The organism is Bradyrhizobium sp. 27S5, from assembly GCF_037217225.1.
GTDB lineage: Bacteria > Pseudomonadota > Alphaproteobacteria > Rhizobiales > Xanthobacteraceae > Bradyrhizobium > Bradyrhizobium septentrionale.
In genome coordinates this window covers 5,827,813-5,842,514 of sequence record NZ_CP147714.1, presented here as the reverse complement: position 1 = coordinate 5,842,514, position 14,702 = coordinate 5,827,813, and the positions used below count along the sequence as shown (strand labels likewise).

Here is a 14,702-nt window from a genome sequence, read left to right as displayed (position 1 = left end):
TCCTTTGCGTCTTAATGCGGGAGCTGCCCGTCTGGAGTGTATTGATCAACAGCCGCAGGAAGCTCTCGCGACAGTCTCGCTAAAAGCTCCTCCTGCGACAGTCCGGTTTGGTGCTCCAGAGCGGCTAGCACATCCGGCCCGATAGCTTGCTTAAGCTGAGAGGGCGGAAGGTCTTTATTTGGACCCTTCTTTACCCAAGAGTCAGCGGCATCTCCGTGGCCGTTTTCATTGAAGCGTTCGACAAGCTCTCCGAGCCCGCCGCTCAATAGCTTCCCGATCCCGCCGCTCGCGAGCGCGCCGCTCAAATTGCCGAGCAGGCCACCCAAGGGTGTCCCCTGAGAGTATCTCGCGCCGGGCTGGGTGCCTGCACCCCTAAATATCTCCGCGAGCTTGTCCCGGTTCTGATATCCTGCCAGAGCCAGCAAACCCAATAACGCCGTCATCGATGGCATTCCACGAGACATGATTACCTCCTGACGCTGATCACTGCGGCGCCAACGTTCCATTCCGGTGGCGGTTCCTCTGGAGGAGCTCAAGGGACTGGTCCTGAACGTCCGCTGTGGCTCAAAGCTGATGCAGGGGTGACGGAGACGATTGTCAGCAAAGGCGCCAAAGCTGATCGCTGTTCACGTCCCACAGGCCGGATGCGTCCTGTTTCTTGACGTTGACCAATGGTGCTTCGGCCGGGGCCGATCCGATCACTTGGACACCATATGCGATCCACGGGGGACGGCGATATTTAACCCATCGTCCGAAGAGGAGACCGGCGATTGCTGCAGGTTGATATGAGCAACTGCGATTACGCCGTGTGAGATTACAAGTCCAGACGACCGAAGGTAAGGCGCTATGCCCTAATCACTTGTTATACGGCTATTGGAATCCGTAGCTCTCTGTAATCCCACAAACCGAAGCCGCCCCCGAAGGACATGCAAGCGCACTTAAAACACTTCGTGTCGAGGCGGAAGAGCGCGAGCTAATCAGCAAGCTAGCGACCAATAAGACCAAGGAAGAACTGTTCGCCAAGATCGCAGCACAACAGCGGCTCTCGCCATAAGTCGGCGTTTGCCGGATGGCACAAGTGGATTGACCCGTACAACAAGCTGGAAGGGTGAAATTCCCAGAGAGCGGCGCCGTTCGTCTATCACTGCCCTCGAAGAGAATTTCTTTAGCGCAGGTAATACTCGCTGGATCGAATGCATGCCGAGATCAACGCCATGATCCAAACCCATGCCGTCCTGGGCCCCGTCGCCGCCCTTGCATTTTGCTGGCAGCCCTCAAAACCGGCGTGGCCGGCAATCGTCACGCTGCTATTCACGCGGTAGCGTTTCGCGAGCTCGGGCTGGGCGCATTTTGTCACAACGCGCTCTCTATCGCTCATCGCCATTTATCTGGGACGGATGTGCCTCCACTCCGAGAAGTCTTTTCGCCGAGCGGCCAAGCCTGATAAGCGCACTCCAGTAAACCGCCGCCTCTCGCAGGAACGATTCAACAAAACGTGAGTTCGCTTTTAAACAAGAACGATAGATCGGTGACAGCCATGACAAGATCCGTTGAGGAATTGAGGCGCGCGTCCGAGCGGAGCCGCGCGCAGCTCGCGACGACCGTCGATCGGCTGAGAGAGCAAATCACCGACACCGCTGAAGGCCTGCGCTACAAGGTTTCTCCGCAGGGGATTAAGTCAGAAGTCTCCGAGTTCGTCGGCCGAAAAACCCAAGGCTGGCTCGACTCGCTCAAGCAGCAAGCCATGGAAAACCCGATGCAGACCATCGCTGCGGGGACTGCGGTTGCGGTGCCCGTCCTGCGGCTGGCCCGGGGTTTTCCACTCCCCCTACTGATGATCGGTGCCGGCCTTGCCTTGACGTCGAAGACCGTTCGCAACCGCGCCATTGAGGCGGCGGCGCCAACGATCGAAAAGGCCAAGGAATTAGGAGGTGATGCCGCCGAACGCGCTCAATCCTTCGGGAAAGGTACGGCGGATGGGATATCCGCAATGGGGCGAAAGGCCGCCGACCTGGCGAGCGAAGCCCAAGCCGCCGCGACCGGGCTCGCCGGCGACCTGAAAGACCGGGTATCCGAGACCGTCGATCGGGTGAAAGCAGGCATCGATACCGCCTCGGACACGGCAAAAGATAGCATCGATCGAGCCCGGTCGACCGCGCGCGAAAAGGCGACCCCCGCGCCGGAAACCGTGCGTCAGGTCTTCCACGACAACGCCACCTTGATCGCCGGTGTGGGGGTCGCGATCGGAGCGATTATTGCGGCCTCCCTTCCCAACACAAGGGCTGAAGCTTCCGCACTCGGCGAGGCGAGCGATGGCGCCAAACGTGCGGCAGGCAAGGCAGCTCAGTCGGGATTCGTGACGGCCAAGGACGCGGTACTGTCGGCCGCCGATGCGGCTGCGAAGAGCGTATCGGATGCGGATCTTGGCAAACACGCCAGCCGGATGACCCGGGATATGTCCGAAAGACTGAAGGAAGCAGCCGACGACATGGTGACGGCGGCATTCAATCCCTCTCGAACCGAAGAGAAATCGTCATGAGCGAATTTGATACCCATATTCGACAAGCCGCGTCTTCTCAGGCGCAGGACTCGACCGCCTCTAACACTCTGAAGGACCAAATCGCCGAAGCAGGCGCCGACGTCAAACAACGCGCGGGCGATGCGCTGCGGGCCTCAACCGAGGCCGCGCGTGACAAGTTCAAGGAGGCGGCCGACGCGGCACGGGACGTGGCGGAGGGAGCCGCGGATCGCTTCCAGGACAAGGCCGAGGAGCAGCAGCGCTCCGGGGCAGATTTCGTAACCCGGCTCGCCGGAAACATTCGGCAAGCCGGCCATGCTTTCGAAAGCGACGCACCATTTGCCGCGCGCGGCATCAATTCCGCCGCTGACTACGTCGAAGACGCTGCCGAGAAGATCCGCAATGGAACTTTTCGTGATCTCGTGGACGGGGCGTCCGACTTCGCGAAACGGCAGCCGGCTGCCTTTCTCGGATTGTCGGTGCTCGCTGGCTTCGCCGCAATACGCTTCTTCAAGGCGTCAGGAAGCCAGACATCCTCGGGCGGCGAGGATGCATCATGAACACTCAATCGGATCTTCAGGCGATTTCGACCCTCCTCGGCGAGGCGCTCTCGCAGTTCGCCAAGCTCTTCCAGAATGAGATTGATCTCGCCAAGGCCGAAGCGGGCGAGAAGGTGCAGCAGATCGGCAGCGCTGCAGGCTTCTTCGCCGCGGGCGCCGTTCTAGTCATTCCCGCGCTCGTCATGGCGCTTTTTTCGCTGTCAGCAGCCTTGATCGCGGCCGGCTTGTCGCAGCCGAGTTCATACCTTGTCTCAGCGATCGTTGCGGGAGCGGTTGCCGGCGTGTTGTTCGCCGTCGGCATGAACCGCCTGGACGCCCGCAATTTGGCGCCTCGCGAAACGATGCGTCAGCTAGAGAAGGACAAGATTAGTGTGAAGGAAATGGTGAGATGAGCGGCACACAATCAGGTTTTCTGGACAATCTGAGGGACGCGGTTCGGGAAAATCCGCTTGCCGCCGCGCTGATCGGCGGAGGTGCGGTATGGCTCTTGTTGGGTAACGAGACGCTGAAGAACGCGGCAAAATCGGTGAGTGGGGCAACAGCACCGCTCGCCGATATTGGAGCCAATCTGCGGCCGAGCGCGCCAAAATTCACGAGCAGTCCGCCGACCGCTCCGGAAACGGAAGCCGGATTATCACAACACTTGGGCGACACCGTGCGCGATGCGAAAAGCACGGCGTCGGCTGCCATGTCGAGCGCCGCGGATGCAGTCAAGCAGGGGTTGGATGAAGGCGTTACCTATGCACAGGAAAACTTGGGCAAGCTCGGCGATGCGCTGCCGCGAAAGGAGACGATCGCACAGGTCCAATCGTCCTTCTCGGCGCTGCTCGAGAGACAACCGCTTCTGATCGGCGCAATAGGTTTGACGGTTGGAGCGGCGGTTGCCGGCGCGTTCAGTGGGTCAGAATTCGAAAACAATTGGGCCGGAGAGCTCAGCGACAGCGTCAAAGAGGACCTGAATGCTCGGGCGGAAGCGGTAGCTCAAAGCGTGCGCGAAGCCTCCGACACGCTCAAGGCTGAAGCTGACGACATCGGCACCGAAACTCTCGAGCGGTTGCAAGAAACTGGCCGGACTGGGGCAAATGTGGTGCGTGAGCATCTAAAGACGCGTTAGGCCGCGGAGGTTGGCGGCCCAAAGCTTCGCAACATGCGCCGCAGTGCGCTGGCGTTTTTCGGCGCATAGGCGTCATTATCGTTATTGAAATAGACCCAGGCTCGTTTGGCTCGGCTGGCCTTAATCCTGTCGGCCCACACCGTCAGCTCTTCCTTTGGATAGTCGTGCCGATACCAGCGCTTGGGACCATGCAACCTGACATATACTTCATCCGCGGTCCGGATAAGTACGTCCGGTAGTCTCGGCCCACTGCAAGAGCAGAAGATGATGCCTGCCTCTCGGAAGGCGCGGTAAACCTCTTCATTCCACCAGCTGGCGTGCCGAAATTCCACGACGTTGCGGCGGGCGGGATCAAGCTGGCCGACAATGTTATTGAGCCGGCCCCTAGTGGAGCGATAGCTGGGCGGAAGCTGAAACAGAAAGCAGCCCATCCGGTCGCCCAGGATATCGGCGATCATCCCGAAGTCCTTCACCAGCGTCTTCGTTCCTTTGAACGTCTTGATGTGCGTGATGAGTTCACAGACCTTTACGGTGTAAACGAACTTTTTCCGTCCGGGCTGGCGGCGCCAGGACTGGACACCGGCGACAAGTGGGCCACGAGTAAAACGAGGCGTTGATTTCGACGGTGTCGAAGCGCTTCAGGTAAAGCTCGAACCAGTCGTTCTGCGGCACCCCTTCGTAAAACGAGTCCCGCCATTTCCAGTAGCGCCAGCCGGAGCATCCTACGTAGAGGGATTGTTTCAGCGGGCGGGGGAGTCTCGGGGTATGCGTTTCGCTCTTCAACCGGGCGGCATGCATCTTGGCCGCGCGACGGATGTTGTCTTGGCGCTGCTTTTCCCGGCGAAGCTTCCGCCTTGCGCGCCACTCTTCGCGGACGGAAATCGGCCCATTATCTTCTTTCAGCGCGCGCGGCATGCCTCCCTCCTAAATCTCGTCATTGGGCGTGCCGGTTTTGTGGCTGGAGCATGCTCGTTACTTAAAAGCAAAGGGCTGCCCGACCGGTCTGGGCAGCCCTTGGTTTTCCGCTTACACGCCTCTACTACGCTGCCTTACGGTTCACGCTCTTCAGCGCCATCGTGTTCAGCTTGCTGTCCGTTGCTTTTTCCTCGTCGAGATTCTGCTGCAGGACGGAGGCGCAGTCGCTGCGGCCAAGCATGTTCGCCCATGCGATCAGGGTGCCGTAGCGCGTGATTTCATAGTGTTCGACGGCTTGGGCTGCCGCGATCAGCGCGGCGTCCAGCACGCTCTTATCGTCAACGTCGCCGGCAACTTCGCTGGCTTCCTTCAGGATGCCGTCGATGGCGGGGCAGTTGACGCCCTTGGCTTCGACACCATGCATCTGGAAGACCTTTTCAAGCCGGGCGATCTGGCCCTTGGTCTCGGCGAGGTGAGTTTCAAAGCCGGTCTTTAGGAATTGGTCTGTCGCTTTCTCGACCATGTCGGGAAGGTTCTTGGCTATCTGCTGCTCTGCGTAATAAATGTCCCGCAACGTGTGGACGAAGAGATCATCAAGGGTTTTGATGTCTTTTTGTAAAAAAGCCCATGGCTTCCTCCGTAGGGGTTCACATGAGGAGCAAACCATTCTGCGAAAGTAGGGTTCCTGTGGCGTTCTGATCGGCGCTCCTGATGCTCCCGCGCCCTCCGGACCAGGTGCCCAGCACGCTCCGGGTGGTCACGGTTTTAACAGCCTGGCTTTAGATCGCCGCAAGATTGGCGGCCTCGAGTCGATGTTTCAACGCTGCCGCAGACCTGGCGGGGCGGAAGTGGCGCAGCGGAGCCGCTAGGAACAAACCCCTTCGCGAGGAATAGAATTTAGCCGATCGGGCCTGCACGGTCTTCGAGGCGCGGCGCTGCTCCGTCACCGCTGCGTGAGAGAGGTGGCAATTGAGCCCGAGAAAGGGCTTGAGGCGGTCAACTTAGGAGGTTTTATGTCGAGTGGCTGGGCGGTCAACGTGAGATCACGCTCGTTTGGTGATCTCGAAGCGTCGCGGACCTATTATTCTCGAGTGTCAGGCAGGCAAGATGCGGAAGAGGCCGTGAGGCGCCATCTTGACGCACCGGGCTACGCTGTTGAAGCGAGGTTACCCGTTCAGTCCAGTGTTTTCGACGCTCTGAACATCCAAAACTCAGGAGTCGTTCTCAAGGACCCGTAATCGCGCTTTTCTCCTGACGCGATGGCACCCCCGGCGAGTGTCTCGTAGGCCTCGTCGACTTCACTGCTGCAACGTCTCGATAGCCAGAGCGCACGGCGAAGTCAGGCTGACCACCGATCTTGCTCCTCCCGATTGGCCTGTTCGTTGAGGCGATCGGCGATTTCTTTTGCCAACGGCTCGTCTTCGGCCGTCGCGATCGGCTTTCCTTTGTCGGTTTTAATTTCATTCTTGTCGGCTTCGACGGGGAAATCGTCGGGCTTGATTTTGGGCTTCTTCGAACAACTCCCATTTGCCGTCTATGTTTGTGACCGCGACGGTCTCGTTCTTCGATACAACCGCCGTGCTGCCGAACTCTGGGGCCGCTCGCCTAAACTTGGCGATCCCAATGAACGGTATTGCGGCTCGTATCGAATGTTTCGCCCCGACGGCAGTTTGCTCCCGCACCATCAATGCCCAATGGCAGATGTTCTTCGCACCGGTGTTTCTGTGCGCCAGCAGGAAGTGCACATCGAACGACCTGACGGCTCGCGCGGCATCGCACTTGTTGATATCGAACCAATCAAGGATAGCGGCGGCAACGTTGTCGGCGCCGTCAACTGCTTCCAGGACATAACGGAGCGCAAACTAAGCGAGGCGCAAATTGTCAATCTGGCGCGAGAGGCCGAGCATCGAACAAAGAACATCTTGTCCAACGTGCTGGCGACGGTGCGCCTTTCTAAATCTGATACGTCGGAGGATCTGAAAAAACTGATCGAAGGGCGAATCGATGCCCTCGCAAAGGTCCATACGCTGTTCGTGGAATCCCGATGGGCGGGAGCCGAGCTTCACCGCCTCGCTACGCAGGAGCTTTTGGCTTACAGCAGCGGGGAGAAAGATGCGCGGGTGCGAATTGAGGGCCCTGCTGTTATGCTGGAGCCGAGTACGGCCCAGACGGTTGCAATCTCCTTGCACGAACTGGCGACCAACGCGGCAAAATACGGCTCGCTATCGACAGCGAGCGGCCGCGTCGAAATCTTATGGTTCCTAGCGCCGGACGGAAGGCTGAGCTTGCGTTGGATCGAGTCGGGTGGGCCTGCCGCCGCGCCGCCCAGACACCGCGGGTTCGGCACACGCATTCTGGAAAACATGATTGGTCAGCTCAAGGGCGAGGTGCGTTTTGATTGGCGCGACCAGGGGCTAGCCTGCGTAATCGCTTTGCCGCTTGCATAGGACGGGCAGCCAAGCGGACATCTGTACATTATTCAGCCAGCGGAGGGGAATTCGTGATGCGGCCACTCGGCCGGAGCGTCTGGTGGCAAAGAAAAGGCCGCCCGAAGGCGGCCAATTCTTGGTCATCCCTACCGCTCATTTCTTAACGGCGTCAGCAGCGTTCCGCGCTGCATCCTTCACGTCTCCCGCGGCGTTGTGGATGGAGCCCTTGGCCTTATCGATCTTGCCTTGGGTTTCCAAGTCCTTGTCGCCAGTGAGCTTGCCGGCACCTTCTTTGATGGCGCCTTTTGCCTTGTCAGCTGCGCCCTTCACATGTTCGCGATCCATCATAGTGCTCCTTCTGTATGGGATATGAGCCAACAAAAGAGTTGCGCAGTAGTTTCCTGCGAGGACCTTTGACCGGAGCTGACCATCCGCTCCGTTGATGGCCCGCTTACCTAGCCACCCCGATCCAGCGACCTATTGGCCTCTTGCGGCGTCTGATCGCGGACCCCCTCCGACGGTCAGATCGACCAACTGCTAATTCGCGCGAAGCTGGTCTGACCGGGCCGCGCTCCTCATTCCACAAAGGATTATCACGATGAACCTCCGCAGCGGTTTCTGCGAGCGCTATCGATTTGCATGGGACCTCCCGCGCGGCCTTTGACCTGATCGTCGCCGCCGAGGTCACCAGCGAAGCCTGGCATTCAAGGCATCTGAGCGGGCAGACCTTGGCCGGGCGAACAATTCGGCGTGACGATCGGCTGTGGCTATGACGTCGGCCAGAAAACGCGGCAGCAGTTTCTGGCCGATTGGTCCGGCAAGATTCCGGATGCCATGCTCAAGGCGTTGGCGAAGTGCTGCGGCGTCACGGGGCAGGCCGCGGCTGCACTGGCGCGCAAGCTGCGCGTTGTCGTCGATATCCCGTGGGACGTCGCGCTCGAGGTTTTCTCGAACCATGATATTCCGCGCTATCTCGCGATCTGCCGGCGGCTGCTGTCTGGCTTCGACGAGCTCTCGCCGGATTAAAACGGCGTCATCCTCCCGATCGCGTTTAATCATGACGCCGGCGGATTTAACAAGCCGGGCGCGCGCTGGACCGGGATGCGCTAGATCAAGGCGGCGATCGGCGGCGGCGAGCTCGCCAAGATCCCTGGCCTGATCCGGTCGATGAAACGGCTCTGGCCAGACAGCAAGGGGTTGCGCATCCGCCGTGACGACGAGGCGGCGTTATTCGAACATGGCCTCGCAACCTCGCATCCGCATGAGCATGCGAGAGCGCGCCGGTCGATACGCCGGACCGCCAGCTCGACGCCGGCGAGATCCGGCGGCTCTGTAAAACCGACCGCGCCGTGCTGGCAAAGGTCAACCTGCGGCGCGCCGTCTGTTAATACCAGGACGTCCGCGAGGGAATCGGTCGCGTCGAGGGCGTAGCCTGCGGGAGCACCGCGCCGGAGTAGGCGGAAGGATCTGCACCAGAAGGTGGACGCGCTACGCGCCGAGATCACAACAATGGGAGTGCAGAACGCGACGGGGACGAAAGACATCGCCGACATGAGGCCGACAGTTCAGGCCGTTCAGAATGTGCAAGTGCAGGCAACAGGCGTGCGTAATGTCAGCCGTTGGCTTTATTGGGCTGCCGTGCCGTTGAGCGGGGGCGTTGGCTGGATGGTTACGAACTTGGTCTACATTCATTTTGAGCGTTGACGCCTCGCGATGCCGCGCAGCATGCGCCAGAGGAACCGATCCGTCGCAAGAGCATTGGAGTTTGGGTTCCACGGAGGCGACTGCCATGATTTGGCGTGGAGTGCCGTTTTTCTTTTGCTTTGCTTGAATGCTTTGCCCGCGTACGCCGGCGACATGCCACACTTTCATCGGGTGTCTTGCGTGGTGGTTCGCTTTTACGCGGCGAAATACACCGCGCCTGCTGCAGAATCCTGGGCGCGGTCCAAGGGAGCGACCGATGCGGAAATCGAGTCTGCGCGGCAATGCCTGAAAGTGATTCACACAGCCCAACAACAATGAGGCTGGTTCTCATAGACCAGACCAGCGCGTGTCGTGCAGGATTCAGCGTGAGGTCATGACATTGCATCCACGAGGCTCGGCTAGGCGCTTAAGACAGCCCCGTCCTAGAAGAGTTGGCAGGCGACTTGGCGCAGACTAGATCTGATATCGATGGCCTATGCGGCCAAGCGAAATGGCCCGTCAAGATGCGAGCATGTTCGCGCCTTCCCTAGATGCGATGTGGGGCTGAGGCAGATCTCGCTGTTTGAGAAGAATCAGGTACCCTTAGTCTTAGCCTTTCACCGCTTGGTACCTAATTCAGCCATTTCTATCGAATACTTCTGGAACAGTGCAATACGCTTGCTTGCGAATTCTCCAATGACACTGAGAAGTTCAACGGGCGACCTAATCGCCGCAAGCCTCTGGGTGAATTCAAAAGCCAATTGCATGTTGGCTTGTGCCATTTCCAGGAACTTTGCTTGATAAGCCCGCACGTTTGCCGTGGCTGACGAGAAAACAAACACTTCCTTTGAATCGTTATGCGTCATCGTTTCTTTGCAGTCGTCTTGTGAGGTTGTCGCCGGTTCAGCGGGAAGAGCCTCTTGTGTCGAGTCGTTATCACACTCAGTGGGCAGTTCAATCGAGCCTAACGAAACTGAGCGCAGGGGGGTGTTTTTCGAGCTTTTGATAACAGCCTGATTGGCCCGTTGGGCAGCTGTCTTCATTGTGCTGGGGGAGCGCTTTGACGTCGTTGCGGGTTTCCGTTTTTTGCTCATCTGACACTCCGAGGGTTGATTGGATGACCGCAATAGTCATTCGTGTGTAGCGACAACATGGCTGTGTAATTCAATGTTCCAAACGCAGATTGAATTCACCGCACAAAGGACGGCATCAGATCAAATGCTTTTGCCTTAATGCGCTCCAAGCATGTCGTTCTGGCCGAGACTCCCGGCCCTGGCCGCTGGCCGTTCTATCCGGCCTCTGTGGAACGGATCGGTCTCTCGCCGTTTAACTCAGCGGAGGGGTCCATGACCCGAGTTTGGAACACACCTGTTTTCGTGATTGCCATCATCTATTTCGCCGTCGATGGCGTCTTTTTGTACTTAACGCGCCCAATAGCGGCATGGATTGCTAAACAAAAGCTGCTTGAGCGTGTACGGCTCTGGGTTACTTCACTGCGGCCTTATCCTTCGCTCGCGCTATTTGCGGTTCCGGTGATCCTGCTGGAGCCGGCGAAACCACTAAGTGCCTATCTGATCGGGACTGGCCATTTTTTCGCAGGAGCAGTTGTTTTCATTGCGGCAGAAGTCTTAAAGCTGACCGTCGTTGAACGTCTATTTCATTTGAACAAGAAGAAGCTCTTGTCGATCCGCACGTTTGCGTGGGGATATGGGTATTGGCGTAGAGTGTTCAACTATCTGGAATCAACAGAAGCGTGGCGAGCCTCTCGCCGATTAGTGGCGAAGGCCTCGCAGTGGTTTCGGACGCAGCGATCCAGGTGGCGACAACGCATCCCACAAACGACTCGTTTGATATCACGCTAGGTGGGTCGCGATGCTCAGCCGCGACTGACTGGTGAGGAAGTGCCCTCGGTGGTCGATGGAAAGGTATCGCCGCCAAATAAGGCGAGTAATAAGCGCGCGTTTGGCACCTGGGGGGCCTAACGGGATGGCCGCACCGATCCCGCACAATTCGGTCCGGGGCATATCGGTGACTGAGCGTGTTGCGCTCGCGCCTATTTGGGGGGCTATATGCCAGCATATCGCGGGATCGAGAAATTCAAGCACATTCAAGAGTAGCGCACCGCGTGGGTGACCCCGCTTCCATCGGGAGACCGCCTGCCGCGTCGTCCGGGCATCAAAAATAAGGCATGGTCGCGAGCGCGACAGCGAACGTCAGCAACCCGAAGGCGCTCACAATCATCACCATCTTTGCCATGTGAGCAGTATGAGCGCCGAGACGCTGGGGTGTCTATTGGCTCGCCGGGACTAGCCACTTTGATCTAGGCCAAGAACGGTCCATAGGGGGAACGTCAGCGATGACATCTTTGCAATTCGAATTAGGACACTCAAGCGCACAGCGCGACCAAGCTGAATAATGCTTGGTGGCGCTGGCACTCGGCCTGGAAACTACAATCCTCCAGCATAAAGGAGATGATCTTACAAGGAAAAGTTGCAATCTGACTTCCAGAAATCGCGGGAACATGCGGGCTTATACGCCAAGATAGAGTTCGGAGGCGGCGGAAGCAGCTGAAAGCAGTAGATACCCCAAGAGGCCGTCTGGGCGGGAAAAAGCGGCAACAAGGTAAACCCGCTGCTCAGGCGACCGCGCTGTCTTGCTTCGAGGTTCCGCCACGATCTTGAGCGCATCATCCGGCATAGGCCGCCGAAGCGTCTTCCTCATCCCGAGGCGCACGCATTCAGACGACGTGCGGATAGCCCGTGGGACATCGTCTGGTTCGCGCTCGACGACGATCGGCCGCTGACCGTGTTTGCCGGGAACTGAGCCGAATATGCCGGCTCGACCGCGCACAACAAGGCCAAACAGTGCCGGCCGCATTTGGTCTGTGGCTGACCGAGCCGAACGCGATGCTCGCAGGCATCCACCCCAGTGGGTGAGCCTGACTCTTTGCCGGGTAGAAAGCTTCAGCACGGCAACCAAGGATCTTTCGTTGTTGCCGTTTAATTTCGAGCGTACAGGGTTTAAATCACTATCTCGTTGCCAACATGGTTGGCGATTTCGTCCGCCTGACGGAAGAAGAGCTCAACAGGTTGGTCGACCTTGAAGTTCGACCAGGCGATGGACTCTGCGAAAAGGCCTAGCGGTCGAGGATGGCGCTGTTCATCTGGTTCATCCGAATCGCGACAGTGATGTCGGGGCGCAGGCCGGCATCGAAGCGGATCTTCCAGCGATGTGAGCCAGCCATCGTCTCCTGCGCCCGGACAAGGCATAACGACGTCGTGAATTCGTCATTGACCGAAAGGAGGTCGGTCTCGACGTTCTGCTCGACTGTGCCGCCAATCTCCTCGATGCCGCGGATCGTTGTCCCGAAAAGTTCGGGATACATCGGCCGCAGTGCCCGGTTGATCTCAATATAGCGGTAGTCGCGCTCCTTATCCCTCGAAACTTGAATGCAATATTGTCGCGCGAGCTCCGAACAGAGCCACTGCAACGTAAGAGAAAATTTTGGTAGCAGGAGCTCCGCGATGCAGGAAGCACTGCTCGACCGTTGTGTGGACATCGATGCTATTCTAGGTCGAAATCTGTCGCGGAAGTAGGCCGCTGGGATAGTCGACAAAGAATTGGCAGACCGCTGATTTTGGTCAGGTTGCGAACCAGTCGCCGGCTTTGCTGATCGATGTCCAATGGGCTCGCAAAAAATCTTTTTAGTGTCGGCGGTTGCCTTCGAAATGTTGGTATTTTTGTTGGTATCGGCCGAACCATCGGAAAATAAGTGCAGCAATCTCAAGGCGCTAAGTACCAATATCCATTACCTCAGGCGTAATGGAACGACCGAATTTCGCATGGTAGGTTTTGCACCATGAACGCACATGCATCCTTGGCGCGGGCCGAGCCCGCAAAACCCGTCCTGATCGGCGAGCACCTGCGCGAATGGCGGCAGCGCCGTCATCTCAGCCAGCTCGACCTTGCCGTCGATGCCGAGATCTCGGCGCGGCATTTGAGCTTCGTCGAGACCGGCCGCTCGGCGCCGTCGCGCGACATGGTCCTCAAACTGGCGGAGCGCCTCGACGTGCCCCTACGCGAACGCAACGTGCTGCTGGTCGCCGCGGGTTTCGCCCCCGCATTCCCGCAACGCCCGCTGGACGATCCCGCGCTGAAATCGGCGCGCGAGGCGATCAACCTGGTCTTGAAGGCGCATGAGCCGCATCCGGCGCTGGCCTATGACCGGCACTACAATCTGGTCTCGGCCAACCGCATGGTGGCGCCGTTGCTCGAGGGCGTGCCGCAGCGGCTGCTCGGCCAGCCCTTCAACATCCTGCGGCTCGCCTTCCACCCGGAAGGGCTCGCGCCGCGCACCGTCAACCTGCCGGAATGGGCCGCGCATCTGCTCGAGCGGCTGCACCGCCAGTGCGAGGCCACCGCCGATCCGGAGCTGCTGAAGCTCTATCAGGACCTGAAGTCCTACCCGATCCCGGCTCGATCGGCTCCGATCGCCCCCGACAACAATGTCGCGCTCCCGTTCAAGCTGCGCCTCAATGGCGAGATCCTGAGCTTCATCTCGACCACCATGGTGTTCGGCACGCCGGTCGACATCACGCTGCAGGAACTGGCGCTGGAGACCTTCTTTCCGGCCGATGAGCTGACCGCCGAGCGGATGCGGCAGATGGCAGCCAGTATGAAATAGCGGCTTGTCTCGGGGCACTTTCGGCCTACTTTGGGGTTCCATCCCGCCGGGAACCCCGCCATGAGCGATCTGAAGCCGCTTCGCCTCGATATCGTCTCCGACGTCGTTTGCCCCTGGTGCTATATCGGCAAACATCGCATCGAGGATGCGCTCAAGCTGGTGCCGGATGTGCCGGTCGAGGTGCACTGGCGGCCGTTCTTCCTCAACAATTGGGTGCCCCGCGAGGGCATCAGCCGCGACGAATACCTCACCGCCAAGTTCGGCTCGGTCGAGGCCTACAAGGGCATCGCCGGCCGCGTGGTCGCCGCCGCCAATGAGGAAGGGCTGACCTACCATCCCGAGCTCGTCAAGCGGCAGCCCAACACGATCGACTGCCACCGCCTGATCCACTGGGCCGAGGCCGAGGGCAAGGCGGCCGAGATGAAGCAGCGGCTGATGGAGCTCTATTTCCGCGATGGTGGCGATCTCACCGACACCAACGTGCTGGTGCAGGCGGCAGCCGATGTCGGGCTCGACGCCGACGACGTCCGCAAGCGCCTTGCCACCGACGAGGACACGGCCCTGGTCTCTGCGCAGGCCCAGGAGGCCGCCGAGAAGGGCATTTCCGGCGTGCCGACCTTCGTCTTCGCGCAGAAATACGCGGTATCAGGCGCCCAGCCGGCCGAGCAGCTCGCCCGCGCCATCCGCCAGGTCTCCGCCGAGATCAACGCACAGGCGGCCGAGTAGTCCGCAATCCTCTTCGAAAGCCCGGCTCACGCCGGGCTTTTTCGTCTTGCCCATTTCATCTTGCCCACACGAT

Annotated in this window: 15 protein-coding genes and 1 pseudogene; 9 read left to right on the top strand and 7 right to left on the bottom strand. The window is 59.2% G+C overall.

Annotated elements, in window-relative coordinates; translation table 11 throughout:
- Window positions 1-11: 11 nt before the first annotated feature.
- The gene (locus tag WDM24_RS27595) at window positions 12-464 is read right to left on the bottom strand and encodes a YidB family protein (protein WP_338827986.1); all 453 of its coding nucleotides are present in this window, start codon (window positions 462-464) and stop codon (window positions 12-14) included.
- A 1,073-nt stretch (window positions 465-1,537) separates the two neighbouring features.
- Here WDM24_RS27595 and WDM24_RS27590 point away from each other — a divergent pair.
- The 4 genes from WDM24_RS27590 to WDM24_RS27575 are packed head-to-tail and all read left to right on the top strand — an operon-like array spanning window position 1,538 to window position 4,192.
- The gene (locus WDM24_RS27590; protein WP_166297943.1) at window positions 1,538-2,539 is read left to right on the top strand and encodes a DUF3618 domain-containing protein; all 1,002 of its coding nucleotides are present in this window, start codon (window positions 1,538-1,540) and stop codon (window positions 2,537-2,539) included.
- On the top strand, window positions 2,536-3,078 hold the full coding sequence (locus WDM24_RS27585) for a hypothetical protein (RefSeq protein WP_166298185.1): 543 nt from the start codon (window positions 2,536-2,538) through the stop codon (window positions 3,076-3,078). The genes WDM24_RS27590 and WDM24_RS27585 overlap by 4 nt, the downstream gene beginning before the upstream one ends.
- Entirely contained in the window at window positions 3,075-3,470 is a 396-nt protein-coding gene (locus tag WDM24_RS27580; protein WP_338827983.1) for a phage holin family protein, read from the top strand. Before WDM24_RS27585 ends, WDM24_RS27580 begins: the two co-directional genes overlap by 4 nt.
- On the top strand, window positions 3,467-4,192 hold the full coding sequence (locus WDM24_RS27575; RefSeq protein WP_338827981.1) for a hypothetical protein: 726 nt from the start codon (window positions 3,467-3,469) through the stop codon (window positions 4,190-4,192). Before WDM24_RS27580 ends, WDM24_RS27575 begins: the two co-directional genes overlap by 4 nt.
- Here the strand turns inward: WDM24_RS27575 and WDM24_RS27570 are convergent.
- The 3 genes and pseudogenes from WDM24_RS27570 to WDM24_RS27560 form a co-directional block, all read right to left on the bottom strand.
- Window positions 4,189-4,725 (bottom strand): annotated as a pseudogene (locus WDM24_RS27570) (DUF72 domain-containing protein); the annotation flags it as partial. The gene WDM24_RS27575 and the pseudogene WDM24_RS27570 overlap by 4 nt on opposite strands.
- Window positions 4,709-4,990, bottom strand: coding sequence for a DUF72 domain-containing protein (locus tag WDM24_RS27565; protein WP_338832455.1), 282 nt, complete (start codon window positions 4,988-4,990; stop codon window positions 4,709-4,711). The pseudogene WDM24_RS27570 and the gene WDM24_RS27565, both read right to left, overlap by 17 nt.
- Before the next feature lie 241 nt (window positions 4,991-5,231).
- Window positions 5,232-5,774, bottom strand: a complete 543-nt coding sequence (locus WDM24_RS27560) for a ferritin-like domain-containing protein (RefSeq protein WP_338827979.1) — start codon at window positions 5,772-5,774, stop codon at window positions 5,232-5,234.
- A 715-nt stretch (window positions 5,775-6,489) separates the two neighbouring features.
- Between WDM24_RS27560 and WDM24_RS27555 the strand changes: the two genes are divergently transcribed.
- Window positions 6,490-7,554 (top strand): HWE histidine kinase domain-containing protein, encoded by a 1,065-nt coding sequence (locus tag WDM24_RS27555; protein WP_338827978.1) that lies wholly within the window; start codon window positions 6,490-6,492, stop codon window positions 7,552-7,554.
- A gap of 135 nt (window positions 7,555-7,689) precedes the next feature.
- Here WDM24_RS27555 and WDM24_RS27550 read toward each other — a convergent pair whose 3' ends face one another.
- Window positions 7,690-7,881 carry a CsbD family protein gene (locus WDM24_RS27550; RefSeq protein WP_338827976.1) on the bottom strand — a complete coding sequence of 64 codons (192 nt, stop codon included), beginning with the start codon at window positions 7,879-7,881 and terminating at the stop codon, window positions 7,690-7,692.
- 405 nt (window positions 7,882-8,286) lie between these two features.
- Here WDM24_RS27550 and WDM24_RS27545 point away from each other — a divergent pair, with 405 nt between their 5' ends.
- Window positions 8,287-8,562 carry a hypothetical protein gene (locus WDM24_RS27545; RefSeq protein ID WP_338827974.1) on the top strand — a complete coding sequence of 92 codons (276 nt, stop codon included), beginning with the start codon at window positions 8,287-8,289 and terminating at the stop codon, window positions 8,560-8,562.
- 1,274 nt (window positions 8,563-9,836) lie between these two features.
- Here WDM24_RS27545 and WDM24_RS27540 read toward each other — a convergent pair.
- Window positions 9,837-10,313: a phasin family protein gene (locus tag WDM24_RS27540; protein ID WP_338827972.1), complete on the bottom strand. Its 477-nt coding sequence runs from the start codon at window positions 10,311-10,313 to the stop codon at window positions 9,837-9,839.
- A 252-nt stretch (window positions 10,314-10,565) separates the two neighbouring features.
- Here WDM24_RS27540 and WDM24_RS27535 point away from each other — a divergent pair, with 252 nt between their 5' ends.
- Window positions 10,566-11,081, top strand: a complete 516-nt coding sequence (locus WDM24_RS27535; RefSeq protein ID WP_338827970.1) for a hypothetical protein — start codon at window positions 10,566-10,568, stop codon at window positions 11,079-11,081.
- Between the two features lie 1,274 nt (window positions 11,082-12,355).
- On the opposite strand, the gene WDM24_RS27530 is transcribed toward WDM24_RS27535, so the two are convergent.
- Complete coding sequence (locus WDM24_RS27530) at window positions 12,356-12,778, bottom strand: hypothetical protein (RefSeq protein WP_338827968.1); 423 nt, start codon at window positions 12,776-12,778, stop codon at window positions 12,356-12,358.
- 300 nt (window positions 12,779-13,078) lie between these two features.
- On the opposite strand from WDM24_RS27530, the gene WDM24_RS27525 reads away from it, so the two are divergent.
- The gene (locus tag WDM24_RS27525; protein WP_338827967.1) at window positions 13,079-13,903 is read left to right on the top strand and encodes a helix-turn-helix transcriptional regulator; all 825 of its coding nucleotides are present in this window, start codon (window positions 13,079-13,081) and stop codon (window positions 13,901-13,903) included.
- A 60-nt stretch (window positions 13,904-13,963) separates the two neighbouring features.
- Window positions 13,964-14,629, top strand: a complete 666-nt coding sequence (locus WDM24_RS27520) for a DsbA family oxidoreductase (RefSeq protein WP_338690818.1) — start codon at window positions 13,964-13,966, stop codon at window positions 14,627-14,629.
- Window positions 14,630-14,702: the final 73 nt, after the last annotated feature.

What these genes read in the sequence shown, in the direction of transcription:
- WDM24_RS27595 (WP_338827986.1), bottom strand. Translation starts at nt 464, where the DNA reads ATGTCTCGTGGAATGCCATCGATGACGGCGTTATTGGGTTTGCTGGCT.
- WDM24_RS27590 (WP_166297943.1), top strand. Translation starts at nt 1,538, where the DNA reads ATGACAAGATCCGTTGAGGAATTGAGGCGCGCGTCCGAGCGGAGCCGC.
- WDM24_RS27585 (WP_166298185.1), top strand. Translation starts at nt 2,536, where the DNA reads ATGAGCGAATTTGATACCCATATTCGACAAGCCGCGTCTTCTCAGGCG.
- WDM24_RS27580 (WP_338827983.1), top strand. Translation starts at nt 3,075, where the DNA reads ATGAACACTCAATCGGATCTTCAGGCGATTTCGACCCTCCTCGGCGAG.
- WDM24_RS27575 (WP_338827981.1), top strand. Translation starts at nt 3,467, where the DNA reads ATGAGCGGCACACAATCAGGTTTTCTGGACAATCTGAGGGACGCGGTT.
- WDM24_RS27565 (WP_338832455.1), bottom strand. Translation starts at nt 4,990, where the DNA reads ATGCATGCCGCCCGGTTGAAGAGCGAAACGCATACCCCGAGACTCCCC.
- WDM24_RS27560 (WP_338827979.1), bottom strand. Translation starts at nt 5,774, where the DNA reads ATGGTTTGCTCCTCATGTGAACCCCTACGGAGGAAGCCATGGGCTTTT.
- WDM24_RS27550 (WP_338827976.1), bottom strand. Translation starts at nt 7,881, where the DNA reads ATGGATCGCGAACATGTGAAGGGCGCAGCTGACAAGGCAAAAGGCGCC.
- WDM24_RS27540 (WP_338827972.1), bottom strand. Translation starts at nt 10,313, where the DNA reads ATGAGCAAAAAACGGAAACCCGCAACGACGTCAAAGCGCTCCCCCAGC.
- WDM24_RS27535 (WP_338827970.1), top strand. Translation starts at nt 10,566, where the DNA reads ATGACCCGAGTTTGGAACACACCTGTTTTCGTGATTGCCATCATCTAT.
- WDM24_RS27530 (WP_338827968.1), bottom strand. Translation starts at nt 12,778, where the DNA reads ATGTCCACACAACGGTCGAGCAGTGCTTCCTGCATCGCGGAGCTCCTG.
- WDM24_RS27525 (WP_338827967.1), top strand. Translation starts at nt 13,079, where the DNA reads ATGAACGCACATGCATCCTTGGCGCGGGCCGAGCCCGCAAAACCCGTC.
- WDM24_RS27520 (WP_338690818.1), top strand. Translation starts at nt 13,964, where the DNA reads ATGAGCGATCTGAAGCCGCTTCGCCTCGATATCGTCTCCGACGTCGTT.